Annotated in this window: 16 protein-coding genes; 2 read left to right on the top strand and 14 right to left on the bottom strand. The window is 69.3% G+C overall.

What is annotated here, in order from left to right:
• The 9 genes from RUH65_RS11060 to RUH65_RS11100 form a co-directional block, all read right to left on the bottom strand.
• On the bottom strand, positions 1–598 hold a 598-nt coding region (locus tag RUH65_RS11060), incomplete at its 3' end, for an alpha-L-rhamnosidase N-terminal domain-containing protein (protein WP_313817471.1).
• The gene (nadD, locus tag RUH65_RS11065; protein WP_396180079.1) at positions 595–1311 is read right to left on the bottom strand and encodes a nicotinate-nucleotide adenylyltransferase; all 717 of its coding nucleotides are present in this window, start codon (positions 1309–1311) and stop codon (positions 595–597) included. The genes RUH65_RS11060 and nadD, both read right to left, overlap by 4 nt.
• Positions 1312–1365: 54 nt before the next feature.
• Positions 1366–1593, bottom strand: a complete 228-nt coding sequence (locus RUH65_RS11070) for a hypothetical protein (RefSeq protein ID WP_313817472.1) — start codon at positions 1591–1593, stop codon at positions 1366–1368.
• Positions 1594–1709: 116 nt separating this feature from the next.
• Positions 1710–3056 (bottom strand): glutamate-5-semialdehyde dehydrogenase, encoded by a 1347-nt coding sequence (locus RUH65_RS11075; RefSeq protein ID WP_313817473.1) that lies wholly within the window; start codon positions 3054–3056, stop codon positions 1710–1712.
• A 9-nt stretch (positions 3057–3065) separates the two neighbouring features.
• Positions 3066–4226 (bottom strand): glutamate 5-kinase, encoded by a 1161-nt coding sequence (gene proB / locus RUH65_RS11080; protein WP_313817474.1) that lies wholly within the window; start codon positions 4224–4226, stop codon positions 3066–3068.
• Positions 4219–5859 carry a GTPase ObgE gene (obgE, locus tag RUH65_RS11085; protein WP_313817475.1) on the bottom strand — a complete coding sequence of 547 codons (1641 nt, stop codon included), beginning with the start codon at positions 5857–5859 and terminating at the stop codon, positions 4219–4221. The genes proB and obgE overlap by 8 nt, the downstream gene beginning before the upstream one ends.
• 190 nt (positions 5860–6049) lie before the next feature.
• Complete coding sequence (gene rpmA, locus RUH65_RS11090; protein ID WP_313817476.1) at positions 6050–6310, bottom strand: 50S ribosomal protein L27; 261 nt, start codon at positions 6308–6310, stop codon at positions 6050–6052.
• A gap of 44 nt (positions 6311–6354) precedes the next feature.
• Complete coding sequence (gene rplU / locus RUH65_RS11095; RefSeq protein ID WP_159550664.1) at positions 6355–6663, bottom strand: 50S ribosomal protein L21; 309 nt, start codon at positions 6661–6663, stop codon at positions 6355–6357.
• Between the two features lie 335 nt (positions 6664–6998).
• On the bottom strand, positions 6999–9887 hold the full coding sequence (locus tag RUH65_RS11100; RefSeq protein ID WP_313817477.1) for an Rne/Rng family ribonuclease: 2889 nt from the start codon (positions 9885–9887) through the stop codon (positions 6999–7001).
• A 468-nt stretch (positions 9888–10355) separates the two neighbouring features.
• Between RUH65_RS11100 and RUH65_RS11105 the strand changes: the two genes are divergently transcribed.
• On the top strand, positions 10356–11021 hold the full coding sequence (locus RUH65_RS11105) for a vitamin K epoxide reductase family protein (RefSeq protein ID WP_313817478.1): 666 nt from the start codon (positions 10356–10358) through the stop codon (positions 11019–11021).
• Between the two features lie 65 nt (positions 11022–11086).
• Here the strand turns inward: RUH65_RS11105 and RUH65_RS11110 are convergent, their stop codons facing one another.
• Complete coding sequence (locus RUH65_RS11110; protein WP_313817479.1) at positions 11087–11608, bottom strand: GyrI-like domain-containing protein; 522 nt, start codon at positions 11606–11608, stop codon at positions 11087–11089.
• A gap of 277 nt (positions 11609–11885) precedes the next feature.
• Between RUH65_RS11110 and RUH65_RS11115 the strand changes: the two genes are divergently transcribed.
• Positions 11886–12809 carry a hypothetical protein gene (locus RUH65_RS11115; RefSeq protein WP_313817480.1) on the top strand — a complete coding sequence of 308 codons (924 nt, stop codon included), beginning with the start codon at positions 11886–11888 and terminating at the stop codon, positions 12807–12809.
• Positions 12810–12972: 163 nt separating this feature from the next.
• On the opposite strand, the gene ndk is transcribed toward RUH65_RS11115, so the two are convergent.
• From ndk to RUH65_RS11135, 4 genes are all read right to left on the bottom strand, one after another.
• Positions 12973–13395: a nucleoside-diphosphate kinase gene (gene ndk / locus RUH65_RS11120; protein ID WP_313817481.1), complete on the bottom strand. Its 423-nt coding sequence runs from the start codon at positions 13393–13395 to the stop codon at positions 12973–12975.
• Positions 13396–13477: 82 nt separating this feature from the next.
• Positions 13478–13966, bottom strand: a complete 489-nt coding sequence (locus RUH65_RS11125; protein ID WP_313817482.1) for a DUF4233 domain-containing protein — start codon at positions 13964–13966, stop codon at positions 13478–13480.
• Positions 13963–15612 (bottom strand): bifunctional folylpolyglutamate synthase/dihydrofolate synthase, encoded by a 1650-nt coding sequence (locus tag RUH65_RS11130; RefSeq protein ID WP_396180081.1) that lies wholly within the window; start codon positions 15610–15612, stop codon positions 13963–13965. The genes RUH65_RS11125 and RUH65_RS11130 overlap by 4 nt, the downstream gene beginning before the upstream one ends.
• Before the next feature lie 38 nt (positions 15613–15650).
• Positions 15651–18548, bottom strand: a 2898-nt coding sequence (locus RUH65_RS11135) for a class I tRNA ligase family protein (RefSeq protein WP_313817483.1), incomplete at its 5' end; no start/stop codon positions are given.

Here is an 18548-nt window from a genome sequence, read left to right on the forward strand (position 1 = left end):
ATTCCACGCCGATCACGCTGGTGGGCGTGATGACGGCGGTGACGTCGTAGCTGCGGTAGCGGAGGCGCCACTCGTAGGAGCTCCAGCCCGGGCTCAGCACGTCCGGGCCCACGGGGACGCCGTCACGGCCCCGCGTCACCTCTCCGGGCAGCGGATCAGCTGAAGAGGCCGTCCCCAACGCGGTGGACTGCGTCCCCGGCCCCTTGGCCGCAGGATCCGCCGCACCAGTGGCCCGGCGGGCCTTCAGGGCGGGCCGGTCCGCGGGTGTGGTGTCATCGCCGGCCGAGGGCACCGTCTCATCCGGGGACTTGATGGCGTAGGCACCGTCTCCGAACTCACCCGTGGCGTAGATGACCCGGGGCAGCTGGCCGGTGAGCGGGCCGACGTCGGCGGGGCTGATGGAGGTGGCCGGCAACTCCAGGATCGTCGCCTTGGAGAGATCGCCGGCCGGGGCACCCGCCTCGCTGTCCGCACGGCGGTGCTGGCGCAGTGAGCGCCGCGTCGGCAAGGGCGGCTCGGTCCCGGCACCGCGTTTGATCTCGGGCTTGCCCAGATGGGGGCGGGCACCCTGCGGCTTCTGGTCCTGCTGATGACTCATACGGTGGTTCCCGGCGTCGATGCTGTTGCGGCAGCCGGGTCGCCGGACTGCCGTGGTGTGTCCGGGAGCATCTCCGATGGCTGGCTCCCCCTGGCGAACGGCTCCTGCCCCTCGCCGCTGCCGCCGCCCAGCCCCCCTCCGGGAATGTGGGCGGACGGCAGGTACAGGTTGTGCTTGGCGATGTACTGGACCACGCCGTCCGGCACCAGGTACCAGACCGGTTTGCCGTCCTGGACCCGGTCTCGGCAATCGGTGGAGGAGATCGCCATGGCGGGGATCTCCATGAGCTTGACGCCGGTCTCCGGACCGAGCTCCACCAGGTCGTGTCCCGGACGGGTGACGCCCACGAACTGGGCCATGTCCCAGAGCTTCTCGATGTCCTTCCAGGTCATGATCTGTTCCAATGCGTCCGCACCGGTGATGAAGAACAGCTCGGCCTCGGGCCGGAGGGTCTTCAGGTCGCGCAGGGTGTCCGCCGTGTACGTGGGACCGGGCCGGTCGATGTCCACGCGGGACACGGTGAAGCGGGGGTTCGAGGCGGTCGCGACCACGGTCATGAGGTACCGGTGCTCGGCGGGCGTGACCCTCCCCGCGTCCTTCTGCCAGGGCTGGCCGGTGGGCACGAAAACCACCTCATCCAGGCCCAGTTCGGAGGCCACCTCGGAAGCGGCGACGAGGTGCCCGTGGTGGATCGGATCGAAGGTGCCGCCCATGATGCCCAGGCGGAAGCGACGGTGGGTCACAGTGAGATGCGGTTCAGGGATGGATCAGTGGCCGGAACGCTGGCCACCGTGGCCTGCGGAACCGTGGACGTTGACGTCAGTGGCCGGCGCGGGGTGGCGCTGCGAGACGGAACGCAGGGACATGGTGGCCACCAGCATCAACATCAGGAGGGCGAAGGCGCCCACGCCGAAGACCCAGGCCGGGGCGATGAGCTCGTTGACCACGTGGGCCTCTTCAGCGGCAACGGCCACGGCCGCGGTGATGTTCTGCATCTGGTGGTTCTCCCTTAAGACTGCTCAGACTGCGATGACGGCCGGCACCCCGGCCTCGGATCACGGTGATGACTGCGGTCCATCCTAGTACGTTCCCCGCAAAACTCGGGCCCGCGTCAGGATCGGACCTGGCCCTGTCCCCGCAGCACCCACTTGGTGGTGGTGAGTTCCTCGAGGCCCATCGGACCGCGTGCGTGCATCTTCTGCGTGGAGATCCCGACCTCGGCGCCGAGCCCAAGCTGACCGCCGTCCGTGAAGCGAGTGGAGGCGTTGACGATGACCGCGGCGGAGTCGATCTCGGCGACGAACCGGTCCGCATGGGCCAGGTCATTGGTCACGATCGCCTCGGTGTGCCCCGTGGACCAGCGGCGGATGTGGTCCATGGCCTCGTCGAGCGAATCCACGGTCTTCACCGCCAGTTCGAGGGCCAGGTACTCGGTGCCCCAGTCCTCCTCCGTGGCCGGCACGGCCGTGGCCTCCGCCTCGGTGGGCAACCAGGCACGGGCGCCTTCATCTACGTGCAGGAGCACCCCGGCCCGGTGTAGGGCGCGCAGCACCTCGCGGCCGGCGGTCTCCGCCCCCGCGTGGATCAGCAGGGTCTCGGCGGTGTTGCACACGGAGACGCGGTGGGTCTTGGCATTCAGGGCGATGTCCACGGCCATCTTCACCGGAGCCGACTCGTCGATGTAGAGGTGCACGTTGCCCTCGCCGGTCTCGATGACGGGCACCTTGGCGTTGCGGACCACGGACTGGATCAACTCCCGTCCGCCGCGCGGCACCAGGACGTCCACGGAGCCTCGCTCTGACATCAACGCCATGGCGCCGTCCCGGCCGAACTCATCGATCCCCTGGATGATGTCCGCTTCGAAGCCATGGGCCAGCGCCTGCTCCCGCAGGATCTGGATGAGCACCGTGTTGGTCTCCCTCGCGGCGGAGCCGCCGCGCAGGATCACGGCGTTGCCGGATTTCAAGGCCAGTCCGGCGATGTCCACGGTGACGTTGGGGCGGGCCTCGTAGATGGCTCCCACCACGCCCAGGGGGACGCGCAGCTGGGTCATGTGCAGGCCGTTGGGCAGGTCCCGTCCGCGCACCACGTTGCCGACCGGGTCCGGCAGCGCCATGAGCTCCTCCAGGGCGGCGGCCAATGCCTCGATCCGCGGCCCGTCCAGGCTGAGCCGGTCGAGCATGGCCTCCGAGGTGCCCTTCTCGCGGCCGTTCTCCACGTCCTTGCGGTTGGCCGCCAAGATGGCCGAGGCGTCCTGACGCAGCGCGTCTGCCATACCCTGCAGGGTCTCGTCCTTCCGGGCCCGACGCGCGGTGGTCAGTTCCGGGCGCGCCCGGCGGGCCCGTTCGGCCACCGCGAGGATCGCCTCGCGGGCCTGCCGCGGCACCGTGGCCGCCTCCCCGGCGGGCCCGGTCGCAGAATCAGTGACGGGGGTGTGGTGCTGCGCAGTCGTGGACATGTCCCCAGCCTAGCGCCGGGGCCGCGCCCTCGCGGGCAGTCGGACACAATCGTCCGTGTGCACCACGGGCCGCTGATACTCCGGCCCGAACTCCTCGCGCAGCTGGACCGTGTGCCGTCCGAGCATCGCCGGAAGCTCCGTCGAGGAGTAGTTGACGAAGCCACGGGCCACCACGGTGCCACCGGCGTCGGCCAGCTCAACCGGGTCGCCGGCCTCGAAGGCCCCCTCCACCCCGGTGATCCCGGCCGGCAGCAGGGAGCGGCGGTTCTTCACGACCGCGGCGACCGCGCCGTCGTCGAGCACCACGCGGCCCTGCACCTCTGCGAGCAGACCGAGCCAGATGCCACGCGCGGACTGCCGCCTGCCGGAGGCCTGGAACCAGGTGCCCACGTCCTCCCCGGCCAGCGCGGCCTCGGCGTTCCGCGCCGACGTGACGATCGCGTGGATCCCCGAGCCGGTGGCGATCCCGGCGGCGTCCACCTTCGTGACCATGCCCCCGGTGCCGACGCCGGCCGGCCCGGTCCGTCCGATCAGGACCGTGTCCAGGTCCGCCTTCGAGACCACGTGGGCGATGCGTTCAGAGCCGGGACGTGACGGCGGCGCGGTGTACAGCGCATCGACATCCGTCAGCAGCAGCAGCGCGTCCGCGCGCAGCAGGTTGGCCACCAGTGCCGAGAGCCGGTCATTGTCACCGAACCGGATCTCCGCGGTGGTCACGGTGTCGTTCTCGTTCACGATCGGGACCACCGACAGCGCCAGCAGACGATTCAGTGCCCGATGCGCATTGGTGTACTGGGTGCGGCGGATCAGGTCCTCCGCGGTCAACAGCACCTGCGCCACCTCGGTGCCGTGGCGCGCGAAGGAGGCGGTGTACTCGGCGAGCAGTTTGCCCTGCCCGACGGCGGCCGCGGCCTGCTGCGTGGCCAGGTCACGGGGGCGTTTGCCCAGCCCCAGAGGGTGGATGCCGGCGGCGATGGTCCCCGAGGACACCAGGATGACTTCCATGCCGCGGGCGCGGACGGCGGCGATCGTGTCCACGAGCGTGTCAATGGCTTCTCGGTTCACGCCCGTGGGGGTGGTCAGGGACGAGGAGCCGATCTTGATGACCAGGCGGCGGGCCCGGTGCAGGGTGTCCCGACCCGTCACCGGATTGGGGGCCTGCTCAGCCATGGGAGTCCTCGGTGCCGCGGTCCGTGGTCTCGTCGGCCGAGCCGGCCCCGTCGGCCTCCTCGTCGCTGATACCGGCCAGGCGATTGATCTCCTGGTCCACCGCCCACACGCCGGTGCGGCGCTCACTCTGCAGGTCCGCCTGCGTCGCGGCCCGGGCGGCCTTGCGCTCCTCGTAGTCGCGTCGCTTGTCCTCACGGGTGGGACGCTGGCGATCCTCCATGCGCAGGTCGGCACCGCGGGGGCCGCCGAGCAGTTCGGCACCGGCGGCCATGGTCGGCTCCCAGTCGAAGACCACTCCGTTCTCATCCGAGCCGATGACCACGGCGTCCCCGGGCCTGGCGCCCTGCTTGAACAGCTCGTCCTCCACGCCGAGGCGGTTGAGGCGGTCGGCCAGGTAGCCCACGGCCTCGTCCACGGTGAAGTCAGTCTGGGCCACCCACCGTTCGGGCTTGGCGCCACGAACGCGGAACAGGGGCTCGAGGTTGCGCTCCTCACGGCGGATCTCGAACTCTCCGCTGCGGCCCTTGCGGGAGCGGACGGAACGCGGGCGGATCACCTCGGGCTCGGCGATCTCCTCGGGTTCGGGCAGCCGCTCCCGGGCCTGGCGGACCAGGTCCGCCATGGCGAACTTCAACGGGTCCAGCCCCTGGTGGGAGAGGGCGGAGACCTCGAAGACGCGCAGTCCCCGTGCCTCCAGCGTGGCGCGGACCATGTCCGCCATGTCCTGCCCGTCCGGGAGGTCGGTCTTGTTCAGGGCGATCAGCCGGGGGCGCTCGTTCAGAGGGATGACGCCCTGGCCGCCCTGGGCGAAGGTCGGCTCCACCGCGTAGGCGGCGAGTTCGGCCTCGATGGCCTCGAAGTCGGACAGCGGATCCCGGTCGGACTCCAGGGAGCCGCAGTCCAGCACGTGCACCAGAGCCGCGCAGCGCTCGACGTGGCGCAGGAACTCCAGGCCCAGACCCTTGCCCTCGGAGGCACCCGGGATCAGGCCGGGGACGTCCGCCACCGTGTACCGGGTGTCCCCGGCCTGGACCACGCCCAGGTTCGGCACCAAAGTCGTGAACGGGTAGTCGGCGATCTTCGGGCGGGCCGCGGAGATGGCGGCGATGAGGGAGGACTTGCCGGCCGAGGGGAAGCCCACCAGGGCCACGTCCGCCACGGACTTCAGTTCCAGGACGATGTCCCGTTCGTCCCCGGGGATGCCGAGCAGGGCGAAACCTGGGGCTTTGCGCTTGGCCGAGGACAGCGCCGCGTTGCCCAGTCCGCCCATGCCGCCCTCCGCGGCCACGAAGCTGGCGCCGTGGCCCACCAAGTCGGCGAGGATGTTGCCCTCGGCGTCCTTGACCACGGTGCCGTCCGGCACGCTCAGCGTCAGGGACTCGCCGTTGGCGCCATTGCGGAAGTCGCCCATCCCGGGACCGCCGTTGCCACCATGTCGGTGCGGTGCGTGGTGGTAGGAGAGCAGCGTGGTGGTCTGGGAGTCCACGACCAGTGTGACATTCCCGCCGTCCCCGCCGTTGCCGCCGTCGGGACCACCCAGGGGCTTGAACTTCTCCCGCTTCACGGAGGCCACGCCGTGGCCTCCATGCCCGCCGGAAACGTGCAGGACCACCCGGTCCACGAAAGCCGCCATGGCCGCCTCTCCTGAAGAATGTCTCGGTACCACCCGTGTGGTGGTGACCAGTTGTGCGCAGAACGGCGCGCTCCGCCGGTGGAGCACAGTGCGCGTTAACCACTGCGGCGGAGGCGGGCCGCAGTGGCCCACCCCCGCCGGAGCGTTGAACTACTGGGGGATCACTCCCCCGGTGCCGTCAGCTGAATGATCACTCAGCAGCGGCAGGAACGATGTTCACGACCTTGCGGCCACGACGGTTGCCGAACTCGACGGCGCCGGCGGACAGGGCGAACAGGGTGTCGTCCTTGCCGATGCCGACGTTGGAGCCCGGGTGGAACTTGGTGCCGCGCTGGCGGACCAGGATCTCGCCCGCGTTGACGGCCTGGCCGCCGAAACGCTTGACGCCCAGGAACTGTGCGTTCGAATCGCGGCCGTTCTTGGAGGAACTACCGGCCTTCTTATGTGCCATGGTGCAATCCTTCGGTGTTTATCTCGGGGACCTGGAAGTCCGGATCAGGCGATCGAGGTGACCTTGACGGTGGTCAGCTCGGAACGGTGACCCTGGCGCTTCTTGTAGCCGGTCTTGTTCTTGTACTTCTGGATGACAATCTTCTTGCCACGGGAATGGTCAACGACCTCGGCAGTGACCTTGACCTTGGCGAGGTCATCGGTACCGGTGGTCACCTTGTCCCCATCCACCAGCATGACGGCGGACAGCTCCAGGGAGCTTCCGGCTTCAGCGGCAACGCGGTCAAGGGTAACGAGGTCTCCAACGGAGACCTTTTCCTGGCGGCCGCCAGCGCGGACAATCGCGTACACCACTTGGGACTCACTTCTCTCGACATTGACGAATCTGTTCGACTGCAACCCGGCCTGCCCAAACCAGCGGTGTCCGGCCGGCAAAGGCGGACGGTCCCGGACAGCGGGGGCAACGGCTCACGGCGTACCGGCGGGCTTTCCAATACCCAAATCACCGGGCAGACAGAAAACGACGGCGGCGCAGCACCGAGTATCTATCCTACCCGCCGGTGCCCCCTCGGGCCAAATGACACGCTCACTCGGGGCGGGCGATGTCCTCGGCCTTGACCCCGACACCGAGCATCATCGGTGCGGCCGAGGACGCGGCCGCCCGCTGCTGGGCCTCCACCTCCGTGCCGCTACCGGCGGGGGCCGCGGCGGCGCTGAGGCCGCGCCGCCGGTTCCGCCTGAGCTGCCTGGGCCGTCTGAGCTGGGCCCCCGGAGGCGCGCTGGTCGCGGGGGGTCTTCTGATCGAGGGCGCTCTCCAGTGACGCCAGGTCGGCCTGGGGGGCCGACGTGGCCTTCGACCGCCGGGAGCGGCGCTTGGCCTGCGGCACCTCGACGGACTCGCCCCCGAGGCTCAGCGTCGACGGTGCCGGATCCGGCTGATCCTCGCCGTCCTCCCGCTCTGGGGCCGGCGGGGAGACCTTCTCGGGGGTGGATGCCTCGACCTTCTCCTCATGCGCGCTGGCCGCGGCGGCCGCCATATTGGCGAAGGCCGCCCGGGCCGCCTCGGCGCGGGCCTTGCGCTCGGCCTCCTCCTCAGGGGTGAGCTTCTGCTCGACCGGTGGCTCCTGCTGCTCATGACGCTCACGCTCGGCCTGGCGTTCCCGGCTGCGTCGGCGGCGCTCACTGCGGGACGACTTCCGGCCGCCGTCGTTGGAGTCGTCCTGCCCGGACCCACCGGACCCGCCGGATCCACCTGATCCCCCGTGGCTGGGGGACGTGCTGAGGGCCCTCGGCTCGCCGTGCGCGGTGTGGGCGCGGCGGTGCTCCACCGGCATGTCGTGGACGATGATGCCGCGGCCGTTGCAGTGCTCGCAGGTCTCGGAGAAGATCTCGACGAGGCCGGTGCCCATGCGCTTGCGGGTCATCTGGACGAGGCCGAGCGAGGTGACCTCGGCGACCTGGTGCTTGGTGCGGTCGCGGCCGAGGCACTCGACCATGCGGCGCAGCACGAGATCACGGTTGGACTCGAGCACCATGTCGATGAAGTCGATGACGATGATGCCGCCGATGTCCCGCAGTCGCAGCTGCCGGACGATCTCCTCGGCGGCCTCGAGGTTGTTCTTGGTGACGGTCTCCTCGAGGTTGCCGCCGGACCCGGTGAACTTGCCGGTGTTGACGTCCACCACGGTCATGGCCTCGGTGCGGTCGATGACGAGCGAACCGCCGGAGGGCAGGAAGACCTTCCGGTCCAGCGCCTTCTGCAGCTGCTCGTCGATGCGGTTGGACGCGAACAGGTCCTCACCGCCGTGCTCCTCGGGCTTCCACTGCTCCAGCCGGGGCAGCAGGTCCGGTGCCACGTAGGTCACGTAGGCCTCGATGTTGTCCCAGACGTCCTCGCCCTGGACGATCATGCCGGAGAAGTCCTCGTTGAAGACGTCCCGGACCACCTTGATGGTCAGGTCCGGCTCCGAGTACAGCAGTTCCGGGGCCAGGGTCTTCGTGGAGGTGGACTTCTCCTCGATGCCCTCCCACTGGGCGCGCAGCCGGTTGATGTCATGCATCAGCTCCTGCTCTGAGGTGCCCTCAGCCGCCGTGCGGACGATCACGCCGGCATTCTCCGGGAGGTGGTCCTTCAGGATCTTCTTCAGGCGGGAGCGCTCGACGTCCGGCAGCTTGCGGGAGATGCCCGTCATGGAACCGCCCGGCACGTACACGAGGTAGCGGCCCGGCAGCGAGATCTGGCTGGTGAGGCGGGCGCCCTTGTGGCCGACCGGGTCCTTGGTGACCTGGACGAGGACGGAGTCGCCGGACTTCAGGGCGTTCTCGATCTTGCGTGACTTGCCCTCGAGATTGGCGGCATCCCAGTTGACCTCGCCGGCGTAGAGCACCGCGTTGCGGCCGCGGCCGATATCCACGAAGGCGGCCTCCATGGACGGCAGCACGTTCTGGACCTTGCCCACGTAGACGTTGCCGATCATCGAGTCCTGGGTGGTGTTGGACACGAAGTGCTCGGCCAGGACGCCGTCTTCCATGACGGCGATCTGGATGCGGTGCTCGCGCTGGCGGACCAGCATCCTGCGGTCCACCGACTCGCGGCGGGCCAGGAACTCGGCCTCGGTGATCACGTGGCGGCGCTGACGGCCGCCCGAGCGTGAATCGCGGCGGCGCTGGCGCTTGGCCTCCAGACGGGTGGAGCCCTTGAGGGAGGTGACAGCCTCCGGGCCGGTGGAGGCGGCCTGGCGGGGGGCGCGTACGCGGGTCACGGTGTTCTCCGGATCATCCCCGGCGCGACCCTCCAGCTCCATGTCCACGTCGCCGCGGCGGCGCTTGCGACGGCGGCGTGAGCCGTTGCCCTCGCCCTCGGAGTCCGAGCCGTCCACCTGCTCCTGGTGCTCCCGGTTCTCGTGTCCGTCTCCGCCGCGTGCGACGGAGCCACGCTGGGACTGGTCGTCGCCGTCGTCGCCGTCTTCCGAGGTGGTGCGGCCCTGGTCCGAGGCGCTGCCCGAGCGGCCACGGCTGCGGCGGCGCCGGCGGGAGCTGCGGGAACCGGACTGGCCGCCCTCGTCGTCCTGCTCGTCCCGGTCATCGCGGGACAGACGGGAGTCGTCAGCCGTGGCCCCGCCCTCGTCATAACCACCGCTGACCTCCTCGTCCTGACGGCGATTGCGGTTCTGACGCGGGCCTCGGTCCTCGGCCTCACTGCGCTCTTCGCGGGACCTGCGCGGCACCGGGGGAAGAGTGGACAGGTCCGGAGCCTTGAAGATCAGGGCCAACGGATCATCCGGGACGGCGAAGGGGTCATCCACGGCCGGCTTCCCGTCGGCGGGTTCTGGAGCAGCGGTGCCGCCGTCGGTGGCTGTCTCCGAGGGGTCAGCCGGATCCCCAGGCTCGGCGGCCGGTGAGTCCTCGGCGGAAGGTGCTTCCGGGGCGACCCTTGTGCCGCCGTCCTCGGGAACCGCTGAGGGCGGATCCAGTGTCCGGCCCCCCGCTGCCTGCGCGTCCTGTTCGGCCGTTACTGCTGCATCGTTGTCGTGGTGTTCGTTGGCTGCCATGGACAGCACCTCCTGCACCGCGGTCACGCCACACTCGTGCCCGTGGAGCGGCTCGGTCCGTTCCCGGTGGCGTTTCCCCCGATCCGTCAAGCGGTCCTCGGGGTGCCGCCGTCGACGGACTCCAAAAAGTCTTAGGTGAACCGTAGATTCGGTCTCCGCTGGATGCGGCGCCCTCTCCCGGAACCATCGGCGGCCATCCCGGTCTCACGCGTCTTGTCGCGTGCCCATGGCGGCTGTCGCAAGGCCGAGGACGCGTGGTCCGCGTCTCAGAAGGCCTGGCAGTTTCCTTACACTGCCTCTGTCCTCTACCGCCGGCCCGGTGGCCGTCCAATGGACCCTGCCCATGGTGTGGCCATCGGCGGGTCGATGATCATTCTCTCACACGGCGCGCCCGATCGGCGGGATGAAGCCGATGGGGTTCCTTCCACCGGCGCCACGGCCATGCCGCGCGCCTGGACTCGTCCAGGGCGGCGCCCCACGTTCTACGATGGAGCGGTGAACTCCCCCGCAGACGCCTCCCCCCGCATCGCGACCGACGCCGGCGACGACGCCGCCACCCCCGGCAGTGGGCTCGACGACCGCCTCAGCTGGTATGCCCGTCCCCTCGGTACGGCCTGGATGCTGCTGGTCACCGCCCTGCTGGGCCTGTACGGCACCCTCATGCTGGTCATGGAACGGGTGATGCTGTGGAACGATCCGAACCACATCACCAGTTGCGACCTCAACCCCTGGGTGTCCTGCGGCGAGGTCATGAAGACGTGGCAGTCCCAGCTGTTCAACTTCCCCAACCAGTTCATCGGCATGGTGGCGTTCCCGATCGTCATCACCATCGCCATGGCTCTGTTCGCCCGGGCACGGTTCGCCCGCTGGTTCTGGATCGGCATGAACCTGGGCGTCCTGGCCGGCTTCGTCTTCATCGTCTGGCTGTGGAGCCAAGCCGTCTACGAGATCAACATCCTCTGCCTGTACTGCATGGTGGTCTGGGCCGGCATGATCCCCCTGTTCGTCCTGCTGACGTCCAGGAACCTCCAACACGGCGTGATACCCGCCCCGGCCGGCCTCCGCAAGTTCGCCGCCGAGTGGTCCTGGCCGATCATCGTCCTGCTCTACGTGGGCGTGCTGGCCTCCATCCTGCTGCGCTTCTCCAACGCCTTCTTCTGAGCCGCGGTTCAGCTGACCTGCCTCGGTGATGTCCTGGCGGTCGGCCCCGGCGAGCAGGGTGAGGCTCAGGCGAGCAGGGTGACCAGGTCGGTGCGCATGGCGGCCGGGTCCTGGTCCGGACTCGGCTCGGTCACGTAGATCTCCCAGAACGGCAGCGCCGGCTGGTGCCCGGCCTCGGACACGGCCTGCATGAAGGCGCCCCAGGCGTCCCCCAGCCCGTCATAGGCGCCGAGATGGGACACGATCGCGATCCGACCAGCCGGCAACTCGGAGGGGCGGAGGGTGATCCCTGCTCCTGCGGTGACCGGCTCCTCCAGGGGCCGGTCCACCGGCAGGCCCAACTCCATGTCCACCGTGTCCGAGGGCATCCGGGTGTGCAGCGAGAAGGCGGGGCCGACCGGCTGGAGACCATGGGTGCCGAGCGCGGGAAAGAGCGCGGAGAAGGTGGAGTCGAACACCTCCGCCATGGAGGTCATCGGTGAGTCGGTGACGGCCTGCACCACCGTGGCGACGGGCGGCACCTCAAGGACGGTGACGTCCGTGTAGGGGGCGGCCAGGTAGTACGGGCTGGAGGCGTTCTGGGTCATGATGGCTCCTCGGGTCGGCACGGTTCACGGGGTCGTAAGAACTCGGGATGGAAGGGGATTCCAGAATCACCCTAAATCCCGGGGCTCCACGGTCCCACTCCGTACGTGCGGTGACTTTGGCTCTCCTGTCGGGACATCTGATGCCGTCATCCTTCCCGGCACATTCACCCGGCCTGGACGTCTTGGAATGTTCCGGGAGGGAGGACTCCTTCGGCCATCACTCCCCCTCCGGCGCGGCCTCCTCCCCGTGGTCTGATTCCCTGCTTCGGTCCTCCACATGAGGCACGACACGGCGGGCCATGCACACCATGGCGGGCCAGACAGGTGGGCCGTCGCGTGCCGCGCCGCCGTGGTGTTCACGGGACTGACCGCCGTGCTTCTCCACGGACTGCCCACCACCGATGTCCCTCTCGAACTGACCGTCCGTGCCGGTTCCGCCGGACGGGCGGGTCGGCAGCCAGCCCTTCACCCCTACCCTGGCATCGACGACGTCGCCATGGCGTATCAGCGCCACTTCGACGCGACAGGTCAGAGGTTCACGGGGGCCTACCCCGTCCTGCCGGCCCTCCGGCGCCGATGGACCAACCGTAGTGATGCACGAGATTCAGTAGCTGTGTCGGTGAGTCTGTCCGGTGGGACGTGCCTCGGCACGGTCCTTGCTGAACCACTCCCTGTGGCTCTGGCGGAGGTCCTGGCCTTCGAACCACTCACGGTGTCCGTGGCACCGGCTGACGCGTTCAAACGGATACAAGGGGCTGAAGCCAGCGCGCTCCTGGATCTCGTCGAGCCGTTGAGGATCCCCGCCGTCCGACGGCGTCAGCTGAACCACGCCTGGGCCTTCGCCGACGGACGTGCGGAGTCACCAGGTGAATCCCTGAGCCGTGCGACCATTCACGACCTCGGATTCGTGGTGCCCGAACCACAGCATGACCTCTACGATGCGGCCGGCCGGTGGGTGGCACGGGTCGACCACTGGTGGGGTGGTGTCGGGCTGGCCGGTGAGTTCGATGGGATGACAAAGTACTCGGGAGCCTATACCCGGCCGGGCGAGCCACCAGAGTCGGTCTTGGTCAGGGAGAAAGCCCGGGAAGACGCCATCCGTCGTACGGGGTCGGGTGTCATGCGTTGGGTCTGGAAGGAACTCCGCACTGTTCAGGTCTTCGAAGGTCTGCTCGACCACCATGGAGTTCCCCGGCGGTAGAAGCTGGTATCCACCAAGAAGTCACCGCTCCGGGAACGTCCGGTGGAGTTTTCCTCGCCCGGACGTTCCCGGAATGATGACTGTTCAGCTGGACTCGGCAAATTTCAGCTGGATCCAGGCGCTCTGAGTTGGAACGACCGGGCTCTGAGTTGAAACGGCCCGGTCAGGCGAACCAGATGCCGAGCTCGCGGGTGGCCGACTCGGTGGAGTCGGAGCCGTGGACCAGGTTCTTCTGCACGGACTCGCCCCAGTCACGGCCGAGGTCACCGCGGACGGTTCCGGGGGCCGCGGTGGTGGGCTCGGTGGCGCCGGCCAGCGAGCGGAAGCCCTCGATGACGCGGTTCCCCTGCAGTCGCACGGCCACGACCGGCCCGGAGCCCATGAACTCGACGAGCGGCTCGAAGAAGGGCTTGCCCTCGTGCTCGGCGTAGTGCTGCACGAGCATCTCGCGAGACGGCTCGAGCATCCTCAGGTCCGCGATGGTGTAGCCCTTGGCCTCGACGCGGGCCAGGATCTGGCCGGTCAGGTGGCGGGCGACCCCGTCGGGCTTGATGAGGACGAGGGTCTCTTCAACAGTGGTGGTCACAGCTGCTCCTTGGATCTCCAGGATTCGGGTGCTCCCGGGATGGATGGTTTCTAGGCCGCTCACGCGGTCTCCGGGTCCAACCCTACTGGGATGCGGGGCCCTGCTCTTCACGCCACTTCGCCTCAGCCTCGGCGCGGGAGGCGTTCTCGCGGTCGAGCTGGCCGCCCTTGACTACGGCATACCACCAGGCCAGGCCGAAGCCCACGCCCACGATGGCCATGGTGTACTCCACGAAGGCGGAGGCCACCAGCAGGACCTGGATGGACCAGCCGATCCACATGCCGAGGGGCTTCCTGACCAGCGCGCAGGTCAGGATCGCCACCACGGCCAGGCCCAGGGACAGGCCCAGTGCCCAGGGGGCCATCGGCTCACCCCGGTTGACCCCGTAGACCGCCATACCGAAGAAGGCCAGCACGAAGGCCTCCATGACCAGGACGGTGGAGGTGAAGGTCGCCCGGATGGAGCGGACCTTCTTGGCCTGCCCCGGCTTCCACTGGCGCTGGGCCTTGGTCTCCCGGGCCGGTCGCCAGGACTCGTGCCCGGTCGTCTCGGCCGAGTGGTCCGAACTCATGCGTTCTTCTCCCCATCTGCCCGGGATTGACGGGTTCCCCGAGATGCCTGAGGCCCCGGGGACCCGCCGGCGCCATCGTCATCACCATCATCAACGCTCTCGTCGAAGATGTCGTCGAAGTCCTCCTCGTCCTCGTCGAGGCCGTCACCCAGCTCCAGGCCGAAGTCGTTGAACACTTCCACGGCGGTGGGCACGGCCACCGCCTCCGGCGTCCCGGACCCCGATGCCCCCGCCGAGGGCGCTCCGAGGAGTTCACGGGCCTCGGCCACCAGGGTGATGGACCCGGTGATCAGCACACCACCGCCCAGCCCCGCCTCCCCGGCAGTGGTGGCTTCGGCACGTCCCACCGCCCATTCGATGGCGTCCGGAACGGATTCCGTGGCGAAGAGATCCTCCTCCGGCCAGCCGGCGTCCAGGGCCGTCTGGGCCAGCTCGCCAGCCGGGATGGCGCGGGGCGAATCGGACTGGGTCAGGCAGAGATCCTCCACCAGGTCGCCGAACTCCCGGTACAGCTCCGTGAGCATCTCCAGCGCGTCCTTCTCCTGAAGGACACCGACCACCAGGACCAGCTTCTCGAGCCCGAACGCCTCCTGCAGAGCCCCGGCAGTGGCCTTGATGCCGGCGGGGTTGTGCGCGGCATCCACCACGATCGTCGGGGCGTTGCGCACCACCTCGAGCCGTCCGGGGGCGGTGACCTCGGCGATGCCCTGCTGCAGCAGATCGAACTCCAGCGGCTTCTGACCGCCGAAGAACGCCTCGAGTGCGGCCACCGCGAGGGCCAGGTTCTCCGCCTGGTGTCCGCCGTGCAAGGGCAGCGTGAGTTCGGGGTAGCGGCCCGCGATGCCCTGGACGGACACCTGCTGTCCACCCACGGCCACGGAGCGGGACTCCACGCCGAAGTCGACGCCGCCGAACCGGAAGCCGGCGTCCACCGCACGGGCCACGTCCAGCAACACCTGCGCGGCGTCCGGTTCCTGGGCGGCCGAGACGAGGAAGCCACCCGGCTTGATGATCCCGGCCTTCTCGGCGGCGATCTCCGCCACGGTGTCCCCGAGCAGGTCGCTGTGGTCCAACGAGATCGGGCTCACCACGGACACCGCCGCGTCGGCCACATTGGTGGCATCCGTGATTCCCCCGAGGCCGACCTCCAGCACGACCACGTCCACCGGCTCATCCGCGAAGACGGCGAAGCCGAGCACGGTGACGGCTTCGAAGTAGGTCAGCCGGTTCTCGCCGGCCGCCTCCAGCTCGGCGTCGACCACCTGGACCACCGGCAGGATCTCGTTCCAGATCCGCACGAAGGTGCCGCGGTCCACGGGCGCCCCGTCGATGCTGATGCGCTCGGTCACCGAACTCAGGTGCGGCGAGGTGTACCGGCCGGTGCGCAAGCCATAGGCCCGCAGCACCGACTCGATCATCCGCGCCGTGGAGGTCTTGCCGTTCGTCCCCGTCAGGTGGATCACCGGCGCCGCCCGCTGCGGCTCGCCGAGCAGCTCCATCGCCCGGAACATCGGTTCCATGCGCGGTTCCATCTTATTCTCCGGTGCCCGCGCGAGCAGGTCACGGTAGACGGCCTCGACCGTCTCGGGAGCCGAGGACGTCTCTGACGGATCAACCGGCGTCTGCCGGTTCCGGCCCTGATGCAGGTCCCGGTTCTTCTTCTGGTTCTTCTGGTTCTTCTTGCTCACGCATCGCTCCCGGTCGAGACGGAGGCGGCGGCCTTGGCCACGGCCACCTGGACGGTCTTGGTCGCATCGTCGGCGGGGTCCTGGCGCGGATCTGCGGCGCCGGAGTCCTCCAGCACCAGTTCCACCGTCAGAGTCTCTCCGGAGACGAGGTCCCGGTGCACCTCCACGGCCTGCACGACGGCGGCCGGTCCGGTGATCACGGTCCGCACCCGGTCCGAGACCTCGAGTCCGGCCTCCTTGCGGGCGGACTGGACGGCCCGGATCACGTCGCGCGCCGTGCCCTCGGCGGCCATGGCCGCCGGAACCGAGGTGTCCAGCACCAGGAAGCCGCCGGGCACCACGGTGACCGCGCGCGAGGCGGCCGCGGCGCCGGCGTCGTGGTCCTGGTGTCCGTCCGCCGCGGCAGCGGCCCCGGCCGCACCGACCGTGGTCTCGAGGGAGTACTCCCCCTCCACGAGGGCGATGCCGCCGGAGACGACCGTGCCGTCCTCCGCCACGGACCAGTCACCGGTCTTGGCCCCCTTGATGGCGACCTGGACCTGCTTGCCCAGGCGAGGACCGGCAGCGCGGGCGTTGACGGCCAGCGACTGGCTGATGCCGAAGTCGGTGGCGGACACCTCGGCAGCGTCCTGCAGGTCCACGGATTTCAGGTTCAGCTCGTCCATGATGATGTCCGTGTAGGCGCCGGTCAGGCCGGCGGCGTCAGGGACCACCACGGTCAGGGACTGCAACGGCAGCCGCACGCGGCGCTTGGCGCCCTTGCGCAGGGAGGAGCCGGCCGAGGCGATGCGCCGGACGGTCTCCATGCGCTCGACCGACGCCTCCGCGTCGGCCTCCGAGGCGAAGCCGGAGAAGAACGGCGCGGCCTCCGGGTAGTCGGTCAGGTGCACCGACCGGCCCCCGGTCAGTCCGCGCCAGATCTCCTCGGCCACCAGTGGCATCAACGGCGCCGCGGCCCGGCAGAAGGCCTCCAGGGACGTGTACAGCACGTCCAGGGCCTGGGTGTCCTCGTCGAAGAAGCGCTGGCGGGAGCGGCGGACGTACCAGTTGGTCATGGTGTCCATGTAGGCGCGCAAAGCGTCGGTGGCATCGGAGACCTCGTAGGAGTCGAGGCCGGCCTTGACCTCGCGGAGCATCCGTCCGGTGGCGGCCAGGATGTACTGGTCCAGCGGGTCCGTGGACTCATAACGTGGCGAGGCCCGGTAACCCTCCGGGCGCTCCGTGCCGTCCTCGGACCGGCCGCGCGCCGAGTTGGCGTAGAGGCTGAAGAAGTGCCACACGTTCCAGGCCGGCAGCAGCACCTGGCGGGTGGCCTCCCGGATGCCCTCCTCGGTGACTACCAGGTTCCCGCCGCGCAGGATGGGCGAGGCCATCAGGAACCAGCGCATGGCGTCCGAGCCGTCCCGGTCCAGGACCTCGGAGACGTCCGGGTAGTTCTTCAGGGACTTGGACATCTTCTGCCCGTCCGAGCCCAGGACGATCCCGTGGCTGATGACGTTGGAGAAGGCAGGGCGGTCGAACAGCGCGGTGGCCAGGACGTGCATGGTGTAGAACCAGCCGCGGGTCTGGCCGATGTACTCCACGATGAAGTCGGCCGGGTTGTGGGTCTGGAACCAGTCCTTCGCCTCGAAGGGGTAGTGCACCTGCGCGTACGGCATGGAACCGGAGTCGAACCAGACGTCCAGCACGTCTTCCACACGGCGCATCACAGCCCCGGCAGCGGCGGCCTCCGGGTCCGGGTGAGGCCGGGTCAGGTCGTCGATCCAGGGACGGTGCAGGTCCACGTCGCCCTGATCGTTGCGCGGCAGTCTTCCGAAGGCCTCCTCGATCTCGGCCAGTGAGCCGTGGACCTCCTGGAGTGGGTACTCCGGGTGGTCCGACTCCCACACCGGGATGGGCGAGCCCCAGTAGCGGTTGCGGGAGATGGACCAGTCACGGGCGTTCTCGAGCCACTTGCCGAACTGACCGTGCTTGACGTTGGACGGGATCCAGTTGATGTCCTCGTTCAGCTCGACCATGCGGTCCTTGAACGCGGTGACCGAGACGTACCAGCTGGTGATGGCGCGGTAGATCAGCGGCGTGCGGCAGCGCCAGCAGTGCGGGTAGGAGTGCTCGTAGGAGGCCTCCTTGAACAGCTTCCCGGCGGCCTTCAAGGCCCGGATGATGGTCCGGTTGGCCTCGAAGGCCTGTACGCCGGCGATGTCCTGGAGGACTCCGCCGCCCCGGTTCACGTCTCCGAACAGGGACAGGAAGCGTGCACCCTCGTCTACGGAGAGGATCACCGGGATGCCGTGGGCCTCACAGATCCGCTGGTCGTCCTCACCGTAGGCCGGGGCCTGGTGGACCACGCCGGTGCCGTCCTCGGTGGTGACGTAGTCGTCCACGAGGATCCGCCAGGCGTGCTCGGTGCCGTAGACCTCGGCGTCCGTGAAGTAGGTGAACAGCGGCTCGTAGGCCAGCCCGCCCAGGCGGGAGCCCAGGTAGGTGCGCTGGACCGCCTCGGTGGCGGCGCCGGCGTCGGCATACCCCAGTTCCCTGGCATGCGCCCCCAGCAGGTCCTGGGCCATAAGGTACGAGGACCCGGCCACGTCCTCCGCGGCGTCCGGCCCCGCCGGGACCACCGCATAGGTGATCTCCGGCCCGACGACGAGGGCCTGGTTGGTCGGCAGGGTCCAGGGCGTGGTGGTCCAGGCGAGCACGCGCACCCCGGTGAGCTCCGCCGCCAGGGCCGCATCGGCGCCCGCCTCATCCGAGCCCGCGCCGCCCGAACCCGGGGCGGCCAGGCCGGTGATCGGGAAGGCCACGGTGACCGAGGGGTCCTGGCGGGACTGGTAGACGTCGTCGTCCATGCGCAGCTCGTGGTTGGACAGCGGGGTCTCGTCCTTCCAGCAGTA

It is taken from the genome of Citricoccus sp. (assembly GCF_032154715.1).
Lineage (GTDB): Bacteria > Actinomycetota > Actinomycetes > Actinomycetales > Micrococcaceae > Citricoccus.

Coding starts and splice junctions, on each gene's coding strand:
- nadD (WP_396180079.1), bottom strand. CDS start 1,311: ATGGGCGGCACCTTCGATCCGATCCACCACGGGCACCTCGTCGCCGCT.
- RUH65_RS11070 (WP_313817472.1), bottom strand. CDS start 1,593: ATGCAGAACATCACCGCGGCCGTGGCCGTTGCCGCTGAAGAGGCCCAC.
- RUH65_RS11075 (WP_313817473.1), bottom strand. CDS start 3,056: ATGTCCACGACTGCGCAGCACCACACCCCCGTCACTGATTCTGCGACC.
- proB (WP_313817474.1), bottom strand. CDS start 4,226: ATGGCTGAGCAGGCCCCCAATCCGGTGACGGGTCGGGACACCCTGCAC.
- obgE (WP_313817475.1), bottom strand. CDS start 5,859: ATGGCGGCTTTCGTGGACCGGGTGGTCCTGCACGTTTCCGGCGGGCAT.
- rpmA (WP_313817476.1), bottom strand. CDS start 6,310: ATGGCACATAAGAAGGCCGGTAGTTCCTCCAAGAACGGCCGCGATTCG.
- RUH65_RS11110 (WP_313817479.1), bottom strand. CDS start 11,608: ATGACCCAGAACGCCTCCAGCCCGTACTACCTGGCCGCCCCCTACACG.
- RUH65_RS11115 (WP_313817480.1), top strand. CDS start 11,886: ATGAGGCACGACACGGCGGGCCATGCACACCATGGCGGGCCAGACAGG.
- RUH65_RS11125 (WP_313817482.1), bottom strand. CDS start 13,966: ATGAGTTCGGACCACTCGGCCGAGACGACCGGGCACGAGTCCTGGCGA.